Below are 17,466 nucleotides of genomic sequence, written 5' to 3' on the forward strand. Positions count from 1 at the left end.
TCGGCCGCCTTTTGTGAAGCAGCCGTGCGTCGGCCCCACGTCGCCCTTGGGCTTGCCCTGGCACTTGCTCTTCTGCCCCTCGGTGCCACCCAGCCCGTTCAGGCCCAGACGCAGGAAGAACCCCCGAAAGTGCTGGAAGGATCCGGATCCGGCTTCAATCTCGCGGCAGTCAAGGGATTTCTCACCCGCGGCGATGCCGCCGTGGCCCGGGGGGATCTCACCAGCGCCCGCAAGGACTATGACCTTGCCCGTGATGCCAGCCGCCGCCTGCTTGGTTTCTACCGCGATCTGAGCGGCTCCTTCCGCGGCCTGGATGCCCGGATACCGCGCGAGATGGATCAGAAGGCCCGGGAGGCCCTCGAGATCTACGCCCAGTCCAACCTGCGGCTGGCGGCGCTGCTGCGCCGTCAGGGCCAGCCGGAAGTGGCCGTGCCCCTGCTGGTGGAAGTGGTGAAGGTGATGACCCCGGCGCGCGAAGAGGGCCGCAAGGCCTATCAGAGCCTGCTCGAGCTCGGTTTCGCCGTCACTCCGTATGCGGCGGGCGCTGAAGCCCCTGCAGCTCCGCGCTGAAGTCGGCGGATGCGCTGCTCCCACTTCTAGATTTCCGCCACAGGCCACGACCGACTCTTCATGGTGTTACCGGATCAGGTCAGAGCAGCGATCCAAGGATCCCTCCCGGACGCTGAGGTGGAAGTGGAAGATCTCACCGGCGGTGGCGACCACCTGCAGGTGAAGGTGGTTTCTGCAGCCTTCGAGGGGCTCAGCCGCATCCGCCAGCACCAGCTGGTGTACGGAGCCCTGCGCAGCGAGCTGGCCAGTGAAGCCATTCACGCCCTGGCGCTCCAGACCTCCGCGCCGGCCTGACCGCACCTGGCCGGGCGCCGCTGCTCTCAGCCGCCCTAGCCCTGCCTGATCGGCGTTGGCCCCGACATCCACAGAGCGTTACGCCAGATCCCCGCTCCACTGTCTCCTTTCTTTTCAACCCCCCGCACTTCCATGGAAACCGCCACGCAGCAACGCCTTGAAGCCCTCGTCAGCAGCGCACCCGTGGTGGTGTTCATGAAGGGCAACAAGCTCATGCCCCAATGCGGCTTCTCCAACAACGTGGTCCAGATTCTCAATGCACTCGGGGTTTCGTTTGAAACCTTCGATGTGCTCTCTGATCCCGAGGTGCGCCAAGGCATCAAGGAATTCTCTGATTGGCCCACCATTCCTCAGGTGTACGTGAACGGGGAATTCATCGGCGGCTCCGACATCCTCATCGAGATGTACAACTCCGGCGAACTGCGCGAAAAACTCGCCGTGGCGCTGGCTTCCTGAGCCTCAGCCTGCAAGCGGGCCATCAAAGCCACAAGCCGAGGTTTTGGCTTCGCACAGGCTGCGTGAGGTGCACGTTCTGGCTGGAGCGCCGACTGGATCCCGCGCGGGTGACAGCGGGCCTGGCCAGTGCCAGCATTGAGAATGCGGCCCGCTCCCTGCCAAGAGACTTGCAGCCGCAGCGGCTTCGCTGCAGGCTCAGAGAAGCGCTCAGTTGCGGCTGTTTTTGAACAGGGTGCTCATGTCACCGTTGGGCCCCACGAAAGCGGAGGGGTCCATGATCCAGCGATCGGTGAGCTCCTCCAAGCGCCGCTGCGAGAGCGGATCGAGGATGGCGGTGCGACGAAGAGCGTGCAGGTAGCCGTCTGCGTAGAGCCTCAGCTCACTCTGGCTGTGAAAACGGCTGGCCAGGTCTTGGCACGCGTCGCACAGCGACTGAAAGTGACGAATGGCTTCGGGGTTCTGGAGCGCGGTCATGGGGAGATCGGAGGCGGGAGCCGGTCGCCAGCACAGCCAGTGTCACCAGTGACCTTCTCCCTCTCCAGTTAGCCTAGGCGTGCATACGCGGCCGCGAGTGGAACTCACGCCCAATCAGAATCCAAACCCAGCAAAGGCTGAGGGATCGGTTGGCGTTGACCGCCGCGGACCCGCAACCAGTTCTCTGAAACGCATCCTGGTGGTGGACCCCCACCCCACCTTGCGCACGGTGCTGGCCCAGCGCCTTCGCCAGGACGGCCACCTGGCCGCCGCGGTGGCCACGGCCAGCGAGGCGCTGCAGCTCTGCGAAGACCAGATGCCCGATCTGCTGGTGAGCGCCGAACTGCTGGAGGAAAGCTCGGCCCTGCGCCTGGCGGCCCACCTGCGCTGTCCGGTGATGGTGCTCACCGCCCGCACCGGCGCCGATCCGGTGGTGTCCCTGCTGGATGCCGGCGCCGACGACGTCCTGCGCAAGCCCTTCGGCCTCGAGGAGCTGGCGGCCCGCAGCCGCAGCCTGCTCAGGCGCAGTGGCAACGGCCTGCAGGAGCGGGTTTGCGTGGGGCCGCTGGAGGTGCATCTGCTGCTTCGTCAGGTCACCCTTCACGACCAACCGGTGGAGCTGAGCCCGCGCGAGTTCGCCCTGCTCTGCGCCCTGCTGATGCCACCCGGCATGGTGCGCAGCCGCCAGGAGCTGCTGCGGATGGCCTGGCCCCCGTTCAGCGGTGGCCCCCGCTCGGTGGACACCCAGGTGCTCACCCTGCGCCGCAAGCTGGAGCTGGCCGGCCTCGGCGAAGGCGGTGGCATTGAAACTGTGCGTCAGCAGGGCTATCGCTTCAGCCTGGAAACCCTGCCGGAAGCCAACGACATGCCGCCGCCAGCAGCCACCACGCCGCTGCGGCAGTCCACCAGCGCCAACTGAGCGCTCAGGGCACGGGCGTTCAGGCCCGAGCGCTGAGCGCGAAGGCCGCGGCTTCACCGAGCAGCATCGCTACGCTCAGGCCCGCCAGGGTCCAGTAGGTCCAGGGAGGGGTGATCCTGCCCACGCCGGCCAGCTTGAGGCCGGTGGCCTGCTGCACCCGCTCGAGGAACTCCGGGAACCGGGCCACTCGCTGGGGCAGCAGGTAGCGGCTGGAGCCGGGCCCCTTGAGGTAGTACACCGTGCCGCCCTGGCTGGTGCCGATCGGCATCAGGCCGTCAATCTGCTCCCAGCGCAGACTCCAGCCACGACGTAGCCACCAGCGGCACCAGGCGGGATAGGTGACGCGCACCCCCTCGCCATCGAGCTGCACCTGTTCGCTCAGCAGTGCGCTCACCAGCAGAAAGCCCAGCGGCACTGCCACCAAGCAGAAGGGGCGCAGGCCTGGCGGTGCCATCACCGGCAAGGGCAACACCAGAGCCAGGTAAAGCGCCAGCAGGGTGAAACGGATCAGCGCCGCCAGGGGATAGCGGTGCAGCGTGCTGCCGGCAGGCGCGGCGGGGGGTTGCATCGAAGGGCGATGTGGGGAGCGGTTCAACAGCGGGTGTCCTGAGAGGGATCAGGCCGCCTGGCCGCCGCCGGCGCCGAACACCTTCCGCTCCTGGCCCTTCCAGAAGGCGCCGATCCGCATCAGATCGGTGTGGGCGTCCTGCACCCGTTGGATGTACTCGTCGGTGGTCATGGAGTCTTTTTCCTCCCTGAGCTTGCTGAGCCGCAGCTGCATCAGCAGCCACGGCTTGGTGAGCATGCCCTGCTGCTCCAGATAGCGCGCCAGCTCCTCGGAGCTGGGGTTGGGCCTGGCTGACATCAAGAGTTGTTGTGAATTGAAACAATCTTAGGCAGCGGGGCGCGGGCCTGTGGCGTCAGTCCGGCAGTGCCCAGGGGTTGAGGCCCAGATCGGCGCCGACCCGGTGCGCGCAGGCGAAGCCGCTGAAGGCCACGGCGTTGAGCCCCTGGCCGGGGAAGCAGGAATCCCCCACGCAATAGAGCCCCGGAATACCGGTGCGGTTGAACGGCATCGGCAGCAGACCTGGCAGCCGCAGCGCCGGAATCGGGCCATAGCTGCCCTGATGCCGGCCCAGGAAGCGGCGGTGGCTGCGGGGTGTGCCCACCTCTCGGTGGGTGATGGCCGCGCCAAGGCCTGGCAGGAAGGTTTCCAGGCGGCGGATGAGGCGATCGGCGGCGGCCTGCTTGGCCTGCGCGTAGGCCGTGGGCCCCAGCTCTGTCCAGGTGTCAATCGCCGACGGGGTGAAGGCGTGCACGATGTGGTTGCCAGGCGGCGCCAGGGCCGGATCCAGCAGGGTGGGAATCGAGACGAACACCGTGCCCTGCTCCGCCTCCATGTCTTCCCAGCGCTCCAGCATCAGGTGGTGGCAATGACTGCCCGCCGGAATCACCTCCGCCTTCACGCCCAGGTGAAGCGAGAGGAACGACGCCGAGGGTTTGTAGCGCCGCCGCCAGACCGTTTCCGCAGCCGGTGTGTGGGCGGCGTCGACCAGGCTGCCGAAGGTGTCCCAGCGGGTGGCATTGGAGATCACCCGCCGGGCGCGGATCGTTTCACCGCCGGCCAGCTCCACCCCCACCGCCTCGCCGCCCTCCAGCACCACCCTGGTGACCCTGCTGCGGTAGCGGATGGCGCCGCCGTGGCGCTCCAGCCCGCGCACCAGGTGCTCGGCGATCGTGCCGACACCACCGCGCGGGTAGTTGATGCCGCCGGCATGGCGATCGGAGAACACCATGCCGGCGTTGATCATCGGCGTGCGATCGGCCGGCATCACTGACCAGCAGAAGCACTCCATGTCGATGAACTTGAGCAGGGCCGGATCGCTGATATGCCGGCGCGCCACATCGCCAACGTTCACCGGCAGCCAGCGGGCCAGGCCCAGGCAGGCCAGGGGCGCTCTGAAGAACACCTTGGCCAGATAGGCCGGATCCTCCAGGGAGAGGAGCGGCATGGCATCGAGGCAGCGGAACACCTGCCAGCAGGTGTCGTAGAAGGCGCGGATGCCAGTGGCTTCGTGCGGAAACAGGGCCGTGAGCCGGGCGATGAAGCTGTTGTAGTCGCGGTCGACCGCCACGTTGAGACCGCCGGGCAGGTGGTATTCGAGCTGGGCGGGGTCAGGGATCGTGTCCTGCCGTTCACCCACATCGGCGAGGGCGCGGGTGAGCAGGTTGGTGTGCCCCTTCTCGCCGAAGCCGAAGATCATCGAGGCGCCCACATCAAAGGTGTAGCCCTCGCGCTGAAAGCTGCCGCCGGAGCCCCCCGGGATCAGGTAGCGCTCCAGCACCAGCACCTTCGCCCCCTTGGCCGCCAGCTGGCTGGCCGTCACCAGCCCGCCGATGCCTGAGCCGATCACCACCGCATCCAAGGCCTCGCCGCCCGCCACCGGGGAGGTGTTGACGCTCGTCTGCTGCACGGGGATGTTGCCGGTGCGCCGAGGCTAGGCAAGCGCCAGGTCGGCCCCGGGAGTGACGGCCGGATCAGCCGTGAACGCTGCTGAGGATGGTGCCGTGAAGGGGGCGAGGTCCGCCAGGGCGCGGTCGCGGTAAGCGCCGTAGCGGCGGCGTTTGTCGCGGATGCGCTCCGGCAGCTCCGGCATCAGGCCGAAATTGGGCGGCATCGGCTGGAAGCGCTCGCTGGGCGCGGTGGCGATGAAGTGGGTGAGGGCGCCGGCCATGGTGGTGGCGGGCAGGCAGATCGGTGCCTGGCCCAAGGCCAGCCGGGCGGCGTTGGTGCCGGCGAGCCAGCCGCCGGCCACCGCCGCCGCATAGCCCTCGGTGCCGGTGATCTGCCCGGCCGCCAGCAGGCTGGGGCGCTGGCGGAACTGCAGGGTGGCATCAAGCAGCTGGGGCGCTTCCAGGAAGGTGTTGCGATGCATCACGCCGAAGCGCACGAAGCTGGCGTTTTCCAGGCCCGGGATCATGCGCAGCACCCGCTTCTGCTCGCCCCACTTGAGATTGGTCTGAAAGCCCACCAGGTTCCAGAGCTGGCCGTCCCGGTCTTCCTGGCGCAGCTGCACCACGGCGTAGGCCCGCCGGGCTCGACGCACATCGGCGTCGTAGAGGTCGCCCCAGCGGGGATCCCACAGGCCGATCGGCTTGAGCGGCCCGTAGCGCATGGTGTCTTCGCCGCGGCGGGCCAGCTCCTCGATCGGCAGGCAGCCTTCAAAGAAGTGGGCGCTTTCTTGCTCGAAATCCTTCAGTTCGGCCTGCTCGGCGCTCAGCAGTGCCTCACGGAAAGCGAGGTACTGCTCCTTGTTCATCGGGCAGTTGATGTAGTCAGCGTCGCCTTTGTCGTAGCGGCTGGCGCGAAAGGCCACGGCCATGTCAATGCCGTCGCCCTCCACGATCGGGCTGGCGGCATCGAAGAAGTGACAGGAGGCGCGGCCAGTGAAGCGCAGCAGATCATCTGCCAGCGGTTCACTGGTGAGCGGACCGGTGGCCAGCACGGCGATCTCCCCGGGCGGCGGCAACATCAGCTGCTCGCTGCGCTCCAGGGTGATCAGGGGATGGGCTTCCAGCGCTGCGGTGAGTGCGCCGCTGAAGCGGCCGCGGTCGACCGCCAGGGCCCCACCGGCGGGCACGGCATGTCTGTCGGCGGTGCCGATCACCAAGGATCCGAGCTGGCGCAACTCCTGCTGCAGCAGGCCCGCAGCCCGATCGGCCGAGAGGGCGCCGAAACTGTTGCTACACACCAGCTCGCCGCACTCGGCGCTGTGGTGGGCCGGCGAGCGCCGCACCGGCCGCATTTCAACCACCCGCACGGGAACCCCCGCACGGGCGATCTGCCAGGCCGCTTCAGTACCGGCCAGGCCGGCACCGATCACCCAGACCATCAGGCGCGGGAACGCTTGAGCATGAGTTGCAGCTGGCCGACCGCCGCACGGCCGATGTTGAACACGGCCCAGCCCACGGCCAGCAGGATCGGGGTAGCAACCAGCAGGAGCCGAGCGTCCATCGGGAAGGGGCGAAGTGTGGATGAATCTTACGGAGCTCAGGCGCCGGCTTCGTTCGGATCGGGGGGGTTGAGCCATTTCTCAGCAATCGGCCCGCGCCCGGCATGGGCCTCGGCGAGGCTGCGGTAACGGCGGGCGTGCTGACGCTGTTCAGCAGCTTCGACGTCGCTCAGCGTGCGGCGCGCCTGGGCCGGCACCCCGGCCATCAGGGTGCGCGGCGGCACATCTTTGGTGACGACCGCCCCGGCGGCCACCAGGGCTCCCTCCCCCACCGTGACCCCGTTCAGCACCACGGCGCCGATGCCCACCAGGCAGCCGTCTTTGAGCGTGGCGCCATGCACCACCGCCCGGTGGCCCACAGTCACCTCCTCGCCGATCCAGACCCCCTGGCCCGGATCGCCGTGCAGCACGGCCCCGTCCTGCACGTTGCTGTTCTCTCCCACCCGGATCGGGGCAAGATCTGCTCGCAGCACGGCCATGGGCCACACGCTCGCGCCGGCCGCCAGTTGCACATCCCCGATCACCACCGCTTCCGGCGCCACCCAGGCTTCGGGGTGCACGGAGGGCTCAGGCCAGGGGGCTTGGGGCACGGAACGGGGCGCCAACAGCGCTCATTCTCCCTGTGATACGTTCCCTTGGTGCCCAGTTGGGCGGGTCGCTAGCTCAGCGGTAGAGCACTCGGCTTTTAACCGATTGGTCCTGAGTTCGAATCTCAGGCGACCCATACCTTTTCAAGACGGGCCCCAGGCTTCTTCAAGACCGGCCCCAGGATTCCTGTCATGGGGGTGCTTCCTCCGTCAGGGTCTGGAACATCACCAGGGCGTCCACATCGCCCAGCCGCTTGTGGTGAAAGGCCCCGGGCAGGGTGCCGACGACACGAAAGCCGTTGGTCTGCCAACAGCTGATGCCAGCGAGGTTCGTGCTCACCACCAGGTTGAACTGCATGGCCCGGTACCCCAGGCGCCGGGCCGTCTGCAGCGAGTGCTGGCAGAGGCGCGTGCCCACGCCCTGGCGGCGGCAGTGCTGCGCCACGACATAGCCGGCATTGGCCACATGGGCGCCGAGGCAGAGCGTATTGGGCTTGATGTAGTAAGTGCCCACCAACGACCCAGCCGCATCTGCGGCCACCATCACGGACTGGGTCTGCTCCAGCCATGAAGCGCGAGCCTGCGCCTCTGTGATGGCGGGGTCATGGGGGAAGGTGTCGCCGGCGCGGAACACCGGCTCCAGCAGCCCCCATACCGCTGGCCAGTTGGGTGCTTCAAACGGGCGGATCTGCAGCGGGAACGCCACCGGGAGCAGCAGCACGGAAGAGCCAGGGCATCCTGGCGCTGGCCGGGTGGCGCTGCTCGCCACCGCCCATGGCATCGGACATCAGTGAGACCAATCGCGTGGGGATCAGCAATACCCATCGCCCGATGGTCAGCCAGCTGGCAGGACGTCCCAGCGTGCCTGTCCAGAGGCAGGGTCGGATCACGCACCACAATCCGGGTCGTCACCGACGGGCAAGCTGCCCGTGGATTGGTGCAAAGCAGAGCTTGCGCACAGCATGGCGGCGGTTACACAGCTTCGCGGCCTTCACCACATCGTGCAGGTGTTGCTGCAGGATCACGCTGCTCGATTCAGCATTGAGCCGATCCTCGGAAGAAGCTATAGAGACGCACAGGAATGAGCCAGGGCATGCGCTGCTTTTCCTTTTGGATCAGCAGCCCTATGAGATCGGGGCGTTGTCTCTGCATGCGCCAGGCCGGCGAATTGTTGCCCTTCTTTGCTGACCGGGAACGACCCGCCCTGGCACCCATGGGGCTGACAGTGTGGAGATCCGGCGCTGTCACCTCGCTGGTATCGATCGCCCATCGCTTGAGCTCGCTTCGTGGCGGTCTTGACCTGCCGCCGCTTCGTCCTTTCTTCCTCAGTTGCGCTACCTTCGCACCGTTCCCGTAGTGGAAGCAGCCTGTTGGTGTGGATGGTCCCGCGGGACAGGACTGTTGTCAGTTGCCACGGCTCAGCACCCCGCAACTCCTGGCGATTCCGATCGCGCCAGATCACCGAAGTGGCCCTTTTGCCGTCATGGGCCTGACACACCCATGGAACGTCTGGTCGCCTTCCCTCTGAGTCAAAGCTGCGGCATGCCTGTTGTCTCCATCCCCACCGATGCATCGTTCTGAAAGTGACCTGCCCCTGGCCGCCTCGAGCCAGCAGCGCCTGCTTGAGCTGGGCCTTTCCGGTGACGAGAAGACAGAAGATCTGCAGCAGAATCTCTCCGCCTTGGCTTCCCGCGATGGGATCCTCTGGCTGGGCGGAGATGAGGGCCGCAGCCTTTACCGGCTCAAGCGCCTGGATGAGCACCGCTACGGCGAGCTTTGCGAGCTGAAGCTCAAGGATTTCGGCCTGGCTGGCGGTAAAGACAGCGGCGAATCGGACATCGAGGGACTGTCGCTCGATGCGGATCGGCTCTGGCTGGTGGGTTCCCACAGCCTGCGGCGCCGGAAGCACGACGACGACAAGGGTGAACCGCTGGGCCTGCATGACAAGCAGAGCTGCAACGCCCATGTGCTCGGCTGCCTGCGGCTGGATAGCGAGGGCCGGCCTGTGACAGGTCAGCGTTTGGCGTTCGATCCGGCCGCTCCGCGCGATGCCCTCACGGCGGCTCTGGCGACTGATCCGCGGCTCGCCCCGTTTCTGATGATTCCCAGCAAGGACAACGGCCTCGACATCGAAGGCATCGCCGCCCGCGGCGATCGGGTGTTGGTCGGGTTGCGCGGTCCGGTGTTGCGGGGCATCGCCCTGGTGGTTGACCTGCGGCTGGGTGGGCTGAATGGCGACGGCCCCACCCTCAGCCTTGAGCGCTGGCGCTGCCGCCATCTGCAGCTCAGCGGCCTGGCGGTGCGGGATCTGGCCGTGGTGCCCGGCAGCGACGACGTGCTGGTGCTGGCCGGCCCGACCATGACCCTGGCGGGCCCTTGTTACATCTACCGCTGGCGCCATGCCCTCCGCCCCGACGACTCCGCCCCCACCCCTGGCCTGACGGTGGAGCAGCCGGAGCCGCTGCTGTGGATCCGTGATGGCCTCCCTGGTCGGCCGGATCAGGGCAGCGACAAGCCGGAAGGCCTCGATGTGCAACGCCGCGACGGCCATCTGCTCGCCTGGGTGGCCTACGACGACCCCACGGTGGCGCGCGGCGAGGGTCCAGGCCTGTGCACCCAGCTTGAGGGGTTTGTGGTGCCGGAGTAAGGCGCGCTGGATGCTGCGTTCGGGTGTCGCTGGAATCTCTTCTCCTTTCTTTTGGATTCTTCCTTACTCACCCAGCGCAGCAGCCACCGCTCGCTGGAATACCTCCTCTTCCGGGGGCAGGCCGGTCCAGCGCTCGAAGATCTGCATAGCGAGCTGCACCAGCATCTCCACGCCATCCACCACCGGGCAGCCCCGCCCACGCGCTGTGGCCAGGAACGGTGTGATGCGGGGGTTGGTGATCACATCCACCACCACGCAGCCGGGATCGACCGTGACCCATTGCACAGGGATGGGCTCCAGCTCGGGCGCGCAACCCAGGTGGGTGGCATTCATCAACAGGGTGGTGCCCGCCGGTACGGCCACCTCTCCCTGCCAGGGCTGCCACACCGCCGGCACCCCGGAGGCGCGGGTCACGGTGTGGGCCACCTCTTCGCCCTGCTCCTGCCGCCGCGTGACCAGGGTGAGATGGGAGGCGCCAGCCCAGGCCAGCTCCACCGCCATCGCCCGACCGGCACCACCGGCTCCCAGCATCACCACCCGTTGCCCTGCCAGGGACGCCACCTTTTCGATCGCCTTCACTACTCCCTTGCCGTCGTTGTTGTGGCCGATCAGGCGGCCCTCTTCGATCGTGAGGTAGTTGGCGGCGCCGATGGCCTGCACATCGGCATCGACAGCATCAAGCAACGGCATCACCGCCACCTTGTAGGGCACGGTGATGCCCACGCCGCGGTAACCGAGGGGCACCAGAGCCTTCACCGCCAGGGCCAGATCCAGTTCGTTGGCGATGTCGTTCTTCCAGAACTGCCAGTTCAAGCCGTAGTGGGCATACACCGCGTCAAACATCAGATCAATCGGGTTCTCCGCCACCGGGTGGCCGAGCATGCCGGTCATCTGCTTCTGGGGAGGGATCATGGCGGCGGTGCTGCAAGCTCCAGCCTCGCAGCGTTGGCCAGAACGGATCCATGCTGGCAACAAGGTGACATCGGCCTGGGGACACAATCCATTGCTTTGACCATGGCAATGGACTGTGGAGGTTGCCAATCGAAGCCCGCGCCACGTTGGACTGGAGCTAACCATTTGCCCATCCGTTGGAATCAGGTCGCCCGTTAAGTGCTGATCGTTTTCAGTCGTGCATTCGCTGCTGAGGGCGATTGCTCCTGCTTAGGGGGCGGGTGGGGGTGGAGCGTCTTGCTGGTCAATCACTTCAATGGAGTTCTTTGTATTACCCCTTGCAGTAATGATCCGGCAATTTGATGGCCCATGGAGGATTGGTGCCCACCGTGAAGGCCTCAAGCTCAATGACCTTTGTGGACACATGGCCTCGGTACAGAGGTGAATTCAGTTGGTCTTTAAACCTCTCTGCCGGAAACACCTGAATTCCCATGGGTTCACTATTTCTGCCAAGACCACCAGCGCGGCAGGACTGTGCAACATGGGCGGATTCGTGGGCAAGGATCTCAACCAGAATGTTGCTTCCCAGTGCAACTGCTGAAGGCTTGATTCTGACTTCTGCCACCCCTGGGTCCCAGACTCCGGCAGCACCGTCCGTCACATTGCCGCTGATCAGCACGCGAACTCCTTTAGCTTGAAGGCGAGCAATCAGCTCGCGGATATTGGCGTGAACAGTCGGAGCAACCATCTCCTGATCGCCGGCTTGTGCTTTGCCGATCAGCACCTCCACATCTGCTGGTGTCTGAAGCCACCAGGAATTCCTCGTGGATGGGCTGTAGGGAGCGAGCCATTGGTGAAGCGCTCGTGGGTTCGAAGCCAGATAGGCATAGGATCCAAGCAATGCAGCCACGCCTAACCAGGCCATGAGAGTTTGCGGCGAAGCATTCCACCTCCATTTCACAGACAAGGCCTGGATGGACTGGGACCGTTGCCGGTTTTGCCTTTGTTGCTCTTGACGCATCGGCACACCACAGACAGCGCAAACAGAGCGCCCGGCAAGGCTTCTGTCCAATCGAACGGATCGACTTCGGCAATTCGGACACTGAAGGGCCATGGAATGGGAGGCAAATGTAGAAATTATATGGCGCGCATTCAAGAACATTGGCGATGGTATGAGCCAAGCCTTTTCCATCAAAGACATTCACAAGTCATCCACTGCTGCCTGATTCAATCACTTCCTGTACAAGGGCACTGCCCGAGCCGATCGCGACGGCTCCACGAGTCAGTGCCTCAAGCAGGCTCTAGCTCAGCACGAACGGATAGGTGAGATCCACATGGCATGCACGAATACGGAATCGTTCGTGCAACACGGGATGAGGCACGTGGTCAGCAAGGTGAACTCTGGAACGATCAATCTTGCTGGCGAGCTCCTGCCAGACGTTGCTTCTAGGTGCCTCTGCCTGCCGGGGGTTCGCCATGGCTCACCTCTTCGCCTCCTGCGATCACAAACCTCTGGCAAGTCGATCCTTCACTGGTGCAGTACCGGTTTGCCAGGGGGTTGGAGCCTGGCCCCAATCAGGGCCTTGGAGTGTCAGTCACTGGAGAGTGCGTCGAAGCTGATTGACGGCTTTGCCTTCAGCTGGCAGGTCTTTATCACTTTCAAGCGGCAGTCCCCTGTTGTGCCTAACCAGTTGACTTGTCTACAAGGCAAGAGGGCAGTTCGCATCCGCGACACATAGCCCGCCAGCTCCAGATTATCGCCTCTGCGTTGAGCCAGGTTCAATGGCTTGCTGGCGCAGGTTGCTCACCAGCCCGCTGCGTTTCAATTCGCTGATGGATTGATCGATGCGTTCTGCCGTGGCTTCCGGCATGTCTGGCGCAAAGGCGAAGGCCTGAGATTCCGGGCGGATCCCCTGCAGGGCCAAGCTCGGCACAATGCCTTTCGCCTTAGAATGAACCAGCAAGTAGCTCAGCTGCAGATTATCGCCAAGCAATGCATCAATGCGCCGGGTCACGAGTAGATCCAGGCCGGCTCGAATGTTGTTCAGTGGCACGATTGAAATCTTGGCTGCGGTGCCGCCTGTATTCAGCTCTTTCAATAGGCTTTCGCTGACAGTGCCCTGCCGCACTCCCACCCGCAGCCCACGCAGATCTTCTTCCGAGCGGATGCTCCCGCCGGCGCTTCCCTGTACCTCCTGTGCCACATTCACCGTGAGATAACCCACCAGCAACGACGCCGACACAATGCGCACCATGTAGGCCATCAGCACGACACCATTTCCCCGGGTGGTGCTCACCAGGGTGTTACTCCCCGGCCCGGTGGCAAGAATCTGGAACACCTTGCTGAAGCTGCGCAGCTGTCCGGAACTGAGCGTCTGAGCTTGCTGGCCGTAGTGCTCCACGCGCCAGGTCAGGAGAGACAGCACACCGATCGCCAGCAGATAACCGCCCAGCAATTGCAGCAGTGTGGGTGTCAGCAAGGCCGTCAGGAAGGAGCGCCCAAGATCCAGCCGGCTCTGCACCACCATCACTGCCAGCCCATCTTCCTGAAACGGCAGACTGAAGCGATACTTTTCCAGGCGATCCGGCGAAACGTTGATGCAGCCCACCGCCACATCCAGGCTTCCCCGACGGGTGGCTTCCAACATCTCCCGCACGGACGGCCACTCCGACACCACATAGGGCAATTGTTCACGGGTGGCGATTCGGTTCCACAGATCGATGGCCAGACCCCGCCAGGCGCCTGCATCGCGGTAGCTGCACGGTGGTGCGCCATCCACGACACCGACCCGCAGCACCGACTCCACGGCACCAGCCGGCAAGACTGACCCGACCGCCAGCAGGAGGGCTGTTCCCAGCCCCGCCACCGAACCCCTGATGGTCGAATTTCTGCTGAAGATGTGCTGCCTTGCCATCAGCGCATTATGCCAAGGCTCCTACGCCAGACCTGCTCAAGGTGTGGAAGATGCCGCCTCGGCTGGTGTCGAAGGCGTCCTTGATGGGCCGCTCCATTGAGGACGACTGCAGTGCAACTCTGCAGCTATGTCCATGCCCATCGCAAGCGGGCATTTTCCATCACTTCATGATCACCACATCCACGCCTGGTGTACGGCTACGCACCAGCACCCCCACATCATGCTCGCTGCGGTGGAACTGCAGATTGATCTCTTCTTCCCCGAGCCGCAATCCATTGATGTCCAGTAGATTCAGCCCCTTCGGCAAGCAGGGGTTGCGCAAGCGCACCTGCACCCTGTTGCTGCCGTCTTCACGCTCGATCGACATGCCGGTGACCGCCTCCAGCAGGCCGAACACACTGGCGCTGGCCCAGGCCTGGGGGCTGCACGCCACTGGGTAGAGGGTGGGCCCTTCCTCTTCACGGCGCTGAAATCCGCAGAACAGCTCCGGCAGGCGGAACATCGGCACGACACTGGCGGTTTCAAACAGGCCGGTGAGGATGCGCAGTGCTTCGGAGCGGTGCCCATAGTGCGCCAGACCCATGCCGATCAGGGCGTTGTCATGGGGCCATACGGACCCGTTGTGATAACTCATCGGGTTATAGCGCCTCTCCCGTTCATCCAAGGTGCGCACTCCCCAGCCGTTGAAGCTGGTGGGGGCCATCAAGTGCCTCGCCACCGCCGCGGCTGCTTCCGGAGTGGCGATACCCGTCCATAGGCAGTGGCCGGCATTGGAGGCACGCACCATGCAAGGCCTGCTCTCGCCGTCGAGAGCGAGAGCGTAGGAATCAATCGCTGGCGTCCAGAAAGCGGTATGAAAGCGTTGGCGCAAGGCAGCGGCTTCATCCCTCAGCACTTCCGCTTCACCGCTGCGGCCCAGGCATTGATAGATCCTGGCCAATGCGCGGCGAGCCCCATAGGCATAGGCCTGCACCTCGCAGAGAGCGATGGACCCCTCCGCCAGGTGGCCATCGGCGTGGTGAATGGAATCGTTTGAATCTTTCCAGCCCTGATTGCTCAACCCGCCGGCGGCGGCGCGCAGGTAGCGCAGGAAGCCGTCGCTGCTGCTGGCTTCGGCCCTGTGGATCCAGGCCATGGCCGCTTCCAGTTCAGGTAACAGGCCAGCGATGAAATCGCGATCATCACTGCGGCAGAGGTAATCCCCCGCCAACATCAGAAACAGCGGCGTGGAATCCACGGCACCGTAATAACTGGAGAATGGCACTTCACCCAGTGCCGCCATTTCACCCAGCCGCGATTCGTGCAGGATCTTGCCGGGTTCCTCGTCGTGGGCGGGATCCACCACGAGGGCCTGGTGCCGTGCCAGAAATCCCAGCACGCCCCGAGCCAGGCGCGGCTCCACCATCAGCATCTGGCGCGCTGTGATCAGGCCATCTCGGCCGAACGGACAACTGAACCAGGGCACGCCGGCATAGGGGTAGAGGCCGTCTTCCACCTGGCTGGCCAACAGGTGCACATCTGAGAACGAGCGCAGCAACCAGCTGTTGAAGGCCGGATTGTCGCTGACTACGGAGGCGGCGCTGCGGCGGGCCTCGCGGAAACGCTGAATCGTGGCGGACATCGCGGCGTTGTAATGATCTTCTGCACCCATTGCGTCAGCAGCGGGATGGAAGTCCAGCACCAGGAACAGCCGGAAGCTCTGCCTGGGCTCCAGTGTCAGCACCAGTCCGATCTCTTCGGCATTGACGTTCTCAATCGGCTCGCTCATGCGCAGCACCGTGACCCGATCCTCCCCATCAAGGCCCCTGTAGACGAGCTCCAGAGCACCGTGGCTACCGCGGCGCACTGTGCGGCCGCGCTGCGGCCGGTGATAGCCCCGCACCTCAAAGATGTCGCGGAAGTCGGCATCCAGCCGCAGGGTGAGCGGCATCTTCACCGGCCGGCCTTCATAGCTGGTGAAGCTGAATTGTTGCAGGCAGGCGGTAGCTGTGAGCACGGTGCTGCGTTCCAGGTGGATGCTCATCGCAGCTGAACCGGTGCTGCCGCCATCGTTGTTGGCGAGATGGCTCACCATCACGCCCATGGCGCCAAGCTCCGTGGAGCTCAGCACCATCGGTGGTTGGTTCCACAGCAACACCTGCAGCCGGCTGATGTGCCGGGTGCCACGGTGGAAGATGCCGGCATCATGCTGAAGTTCGGGGCAGATCTCGCCGCGTGAATCCAGAACGGCGAAGGTTTCCTCGTTCTTTAGAACGAAGGGAGGGAGCGGTTCAGGCATGCACCGACAGGCGGTGAGCGGGGCTCTGGCAGCGCCGGGCTTGGATCAGGTGCCGGTAGAGCTGTTCATAGTCTTCCGCCTGGCGGCTCACCGAGAAGCACACCTCGAAGTGGCTGCGTACCCTCGAGCGATCCAACTGCTCCACCTGATGCACCGCAGCGATGGCGTCCTCGATAGAATCCACGAGGAAGCCATTCACTCCTTCCCGGATCACTTCAGGTGTTGATCCATTGCGCCAGGCTATCACCGGAGTGCCGCAGGCATTGGCCTCAATCATCACAAGGCCGAAGGGCTCAGGCCAATCGATGGGAAACAGCAAGGCGAAGGCATTTCCCAGCAGATCCTGTTTTCCCGCATCATCCACCTCTCCGACCAGCTCCACCAAGGGATTGTCCCGCAGCAGCGGCTCGATCTGAGCTTGATAATAGGGCTCGTCCACCGGGTCAATCTTCGCTGCCACCTTCAGCGGCATGCCCACGGCCGTGGCGATGGCGATGGCACGGTCCAGTCGTTTTTCGGGTGAAATACGGCCCACAAATACCAGATAGGGCTCCGGTGTGGCTTCGTAGCGGTAGAGGTCGTTGGGGAGACCGTGGTACACGGTTCCGAGCCAGTTGGCAGCAGGCACGGGCAGGCGCTGGGTTTCTGAAATCGATACCAACGGCACCTGATTGAAGTGGTTGTAGAGCATCTTCTGCTCCGGTGCATGCAGTGGCCCGTGAATGGTGCTCAAGTGTGGAACACCCAGCAGATCACCGATGGGGAAGTGAAAGTGTCCATTATGAAAATGAAGCACATCGAAGCTGTCGAGCTGCTCAATCACATGATCGAGCTGGATCATGTTGTGCACGCTGGGATCCCCCATTGGGCCGCCAAGGCGCAAGGCCTTCGGCACACAGGGGCAGAGCTGAGCGCTGGTCAAGGAGTCACCACTGGCAAACAGCACCACCTCATGGCCACGCCTCACCAGCTCTTCGGTGAGATAGTGCACCACCCGTTCGGTGCCCCCGTAACCAATGGGTGGAACTCTTTCGTGGAGGGTTGAAATCTGGGCAATTCGCATATCTGTGCCTTCATCCTTCATTGGTCCGCTCATCCCGACCATACCCACGCCACCCGCACTGCACAGGCTTACCGCATATCTGCTGCAGCCGTGCAGGGGCTCCTACACAATCCCGATGACGATGAGCAAAGCGACAACAGGATCAGTGCGTACGGTGTGCTGATTTCATGTTCTTTCCCATCCGAGGAGTTGTGTCATCGGCTACTCCGTCGTTGTGGTAATGAGAACTGAAAAGCACCGTCATCGATTGTGCTTTCCATCCATCCATCGTTGGTGCTGTTGATCTGAATGCCCGCTGGATTCCGGGGTGCTCACGCTCCGCAGTGAGCTTTCTGTGTTCGGCAGTGGGTGCCATCCGT

Annotated in this window: 19 protein-coding genes and 1 tRNA gene; 7 read left to right on the plus strand and 13 right to left on the minus strand. The window is 64.4% G+C overall.

Annotation, left to right across the window (positions count from 1 at the left end; genetic code table 11):
* Nucleotides 1–24: 24 nt before the first annotated feature.
* The 3 genes from KQ303_RS12065 to grxD all read left to right on the plus strand — a co-directional run bounded on the left by KQ303_RS12065 (nucleotide 25) and on the right by grxD (nucleotide 1,320).
* Entirely contained in the window at nucleotides 25–570 is a 546-nt protein-coding gene (locus KQ303_RS12065) for a hypothetical protein (protein ID WP_094511006.1), read from the plus strand.
* 60 nt (nucleotides 571–630) lie between these two features.
* Nucleotides 631–864, plus strand: a complete 234-nt coding sequence (locus KQ303_RS12070; RefSeq protein ID WP_255099667.1) for a BolA family protein — start codon at nucleotides 631–633, stop codon at nucleotides 862–864.
* A gap of 132 nt (nucleotides 865–996) precedes the next feature.
* On the plus strand, nucleotides 997–1,320 hold the full coding sequence (grxD, locus tag KQ303_RS12075; protein WP_255099666.1) for a Grx4 family monothiol glutaredoxin: 324 nt from the start codon (nucleotides 997–999) through the stop codon (nucleotides 1,318–1,320).
* A gap of 207 nt (nucleotides 1,321–1,527) precedes the next feature.
* Here the strand turns inward: grxD and KQ303_RS12080 are convergent, their stop codons facing one another.
* On the minus strand, nucleotides 1,528–1,794 hold the full coding sequence (locus tag KQ303_RS12080) for a DUF6761 family protein (RefSeq protein WP_094511003.1): 267 nt from the start codon (nucleotides 1,792–1,794) through the stop codon (nucleotides 1,528–1,530).
* 184 nt (nucleotides 1,795–1,978) lie between these two features.
* Here KQ303_RS12080 and KQ303_RS12085 point away from each other — a divergent pair, with 184 nt between their 5' ends.
* Complete coding sequence (locus KQ303_RS12085; protein ID WP_259730514.1) at nucleotides 1,979–2,713, plus strand: response regulator transcription factor; 735 nt, start codon at nucleotides 1,979–1,981, stop codon at nucleotides 2,711–2,713.
* A 19-nt stretch (nucleotides 2,714–2,732) separates the two neighbouring features.
* Here the strand turns inward: KQ303_RS12085 and KQ303_RS12090 are convergent, their stop codons facing one another.
* The 6 genes from KQ303_RS12090 to KQ303_RS12115 are packed head-to-tail and all read right to left on the minus strand — an operon-like array spanning nucleotide 2,733 to nucleotide 7,316.
* Nucleotides 2,733–3,281 carry a hypothetical protein gene (locus KQ303_RS12090; RefSeq protein ID WP_259730476.1) on the minus strand — a complete coding sequence of 183 codons (549 nt, stop codon included), beginning with the start codon at nucleotides 3,279–3,281 and terminating at the stop codon, nucleotides 2,733–2,735.
* A 48-nt stretch (nucleotides 3,282–3,329) separates the two neighbouring features.
* Nucleotides 3,330–3,578, minus strand: coding sequence for a hypothetical protein (locus KQ303_RS12095; protein WP_259730477.1), 249 nt, complete (start codon nucleotides 3,576–3,578; stop codon nucleotides 3,330–3,332).
* Between the two features lie 55 nt (nucleotides 3,579–3,633).
* The gene (gene crtH / locus KQ303_RS12100) at nucleotides 3,634–5,187 is read right to left on the minus strand and encodes a carotenoid isomerase (protein ID WP_259730478.1); all 1,554 of its coding nucleotides are present in this window, start codon (nucleotides 5,185–5,187) and stop codon (nucleotides 3,634–3,636) included.
* 24 nt (nucleotides 5,188–5,211) lie between these two features.
* Nucleotides 5,212–6,606 (minus strand): FADH(2)-oxidizing methylenetetrahydrofolate--tRNA-(uracil(54)-C(5))-methyltransferase TrmFO, encoded by a 1,395-nt coding sequence (gene trmFO / locus KQ303_RS12105; RefSeq protein ID WP_259730479.1) that lies wholly within the window; start codon nucleotides 6,604–6,606, stop codon nucleotides 5,212–5,214.
* Nucleotides 6,606–6,728 carry a photosystem II protein Y gene (locus KQ303_RS12110; RefSeq protein WP_094510999.1) on the minus strand — a complete coding sequence of 41 codons (123 nt, stop codon included), beginning with the start codon at nucleotides 6,726–6,728 and terminating at the stop codon, nucleotides 6,606–6,608. Before KQ303_RS12110 ends, trmFO begins: the two co-directional genes overlap by 1 nt.
* A 36-nt stretch (nucleotides 6,729–6,764) precedes the next feature.
* On the minus strand, nucleotides 6,765–7,316 hold the full coding sequence (locus KQ303_RS12115; RefSeq protein ID WP_259730480.1) for a gamma carbonic anhydrase family protein: 552 nt from the start codon (nucleotides 7,314–7,316) through the stop codon (nucleotides 6,765–6,767).
* Between the two features lie 62 nt (nucleotides 7,317–7,378).
* Here KQ303_RS12115 and KQ303_RS12120 point away from each other — a divergent pair.
* Nucleotides 7,379–7,450: transfer RNA gene (locus KQ303_RS12120), tRNA-Lys, on the plus strand.
* A 53-nt stretch (nucleotides 7,451–7,503) separates the two neighbouring features.
* On the opposite strand, the gene KQ303_RS12125 is transcribed toward KQ303_RS12120, so the two are convergent.
* Nucleotides 7,504–8,034, minus strand: a complete 531-nt coding sequence (locus KQ303_RS12125; RefSeq protein WP_259730481.1) for a GNAT family N-acetyltransferase — start codon at nucleotides 8,032–8,034, stop codon at nucleotides 7,504–7,506.
* A gap of 846 nt (nucleotides 8,035–8,880) precedes the next feature.
* On the opposite strand from KQ303_RS12125, the gene KQ303_RS12130 reads away from it, so the two are divergent.
* A complete protein-coding gene (locus KQ303_RS12130; RefSeq protein ID WP_259730482.1) occupies nucleotides 8,881–9,960 on the plus strand; it encodes a DUF3616 domain-containing protein in 1,080 nt (359 codons plus the stop codon).
* A gap of 63 nt (nucleotides 9,961–10,023) precedes the next feature.
* On the opposite strand, the gene KQ303_RS12135 is transcribed toward KQ303_RS12130, so the two are convergent.
* The 3 genes from KQ303_RS12135 to KQ303_RS12145 form a co-directional block, all read right to left on the minus strand.
* Entirely contained in the window at nucleotides 10,024–10,872 is an 849-nt protein-coding gene (locus tag KQ303_RS12135) for a shikimate dehydrogenase (protein ID WP_259730483.1), read from the minus strand.
* Between the two features lie 310 nt (nucleotides 10,873–11,182).
* On the minus strand, nucleotides 11,183–11,641 hold the full coding sequence (locus KQ303_RS12140; protein WP_259730484.1) for a hypothetical protein: 459 nt from the start codon (nucleotides 11,639–11,641) through the stop codon (nucleotides 11,183–11,185).
* A 964-nt stretch (nucleotides 11,642–12,605) separates the two neighbouring features.
* Nucleotides 12,606–13,658 (minus strand): ABC transporter substrate-binding protein, encoded by a 1,053-nt coding sequence (locus KQ303_RS12145; RefSeq protein ID WP_259730485.1) that lies wholly within the window; start codon nucleotides 13,656–13,658, stop codon nucleotides 12,606–12,608.
* A 70-nt stretch (nucleotides 13,659–13,728) separates the two neighbouring features.
* On the opposite strand from KQ303_RS12145, the gene KQ303_RS12150 reads away from it, so the two are divergent.
* Nucleotides 13,729–13,866: a hypothetical protein gene (locus KQ303_RS12150; protein ID WP_259730486.1), complete on the plus strand. Its 138-nt coding sequence runs from the start codon at nucleotides 13,729–13,731 to the stop codon at nucleotides 13,864–13,866.
* 60 nt (nucleotides 13,867–13,926) lie between these two features.
* On the opposite strand, the gene KQ303_RS12155 is transcribed toward KQ303_RS12150, so the two are convergent.
* Both KQ303_RS12155 and KQ303_RS12160 read right to left on the minus strand, forming a co-directional pair.
* Nucleotides 13,927–16,044 (minus strand): glycogen debranching N-terminal domain-containing protein, encoded by a 2,118-nt coding sequence (locus KQ303_RS12155; RefSeq protein ID WP_259730487.1) that lies wholly within the window; start codon nucleotides 16,042–16,044, stop codon nucleotides 13,927–13,929.
* Nucleotides 16,037–17,128, minus strand: a complete 1,092-nt coding sequence (locus tag KQ303_RS12160) for a glycosyltransferase family 4 protein (RefSeq protein WP_259730488.1) — start codon at nucleotides 17,126–17,128, stop codon at nucleotides 16,037–16,039. Before KQ303_RS12160 ends, KQ303_RS12155 begins: the two co-directional genes overlap by 8 nt.
* Between the last annotated feature and the right edge of the window lie 338 nt (nucleotides 17,129–17,466).

Origin of the sequence: Synechococcus sp. CS-1333 (genome assembly GCF_025128015.1) — a bacterium.
Taxonomy (GTDB): Bacteria; Cyanobacteriota; Cyanobacteriia; order PCC-6307; family Cyanobiaceae; genus MW101C3.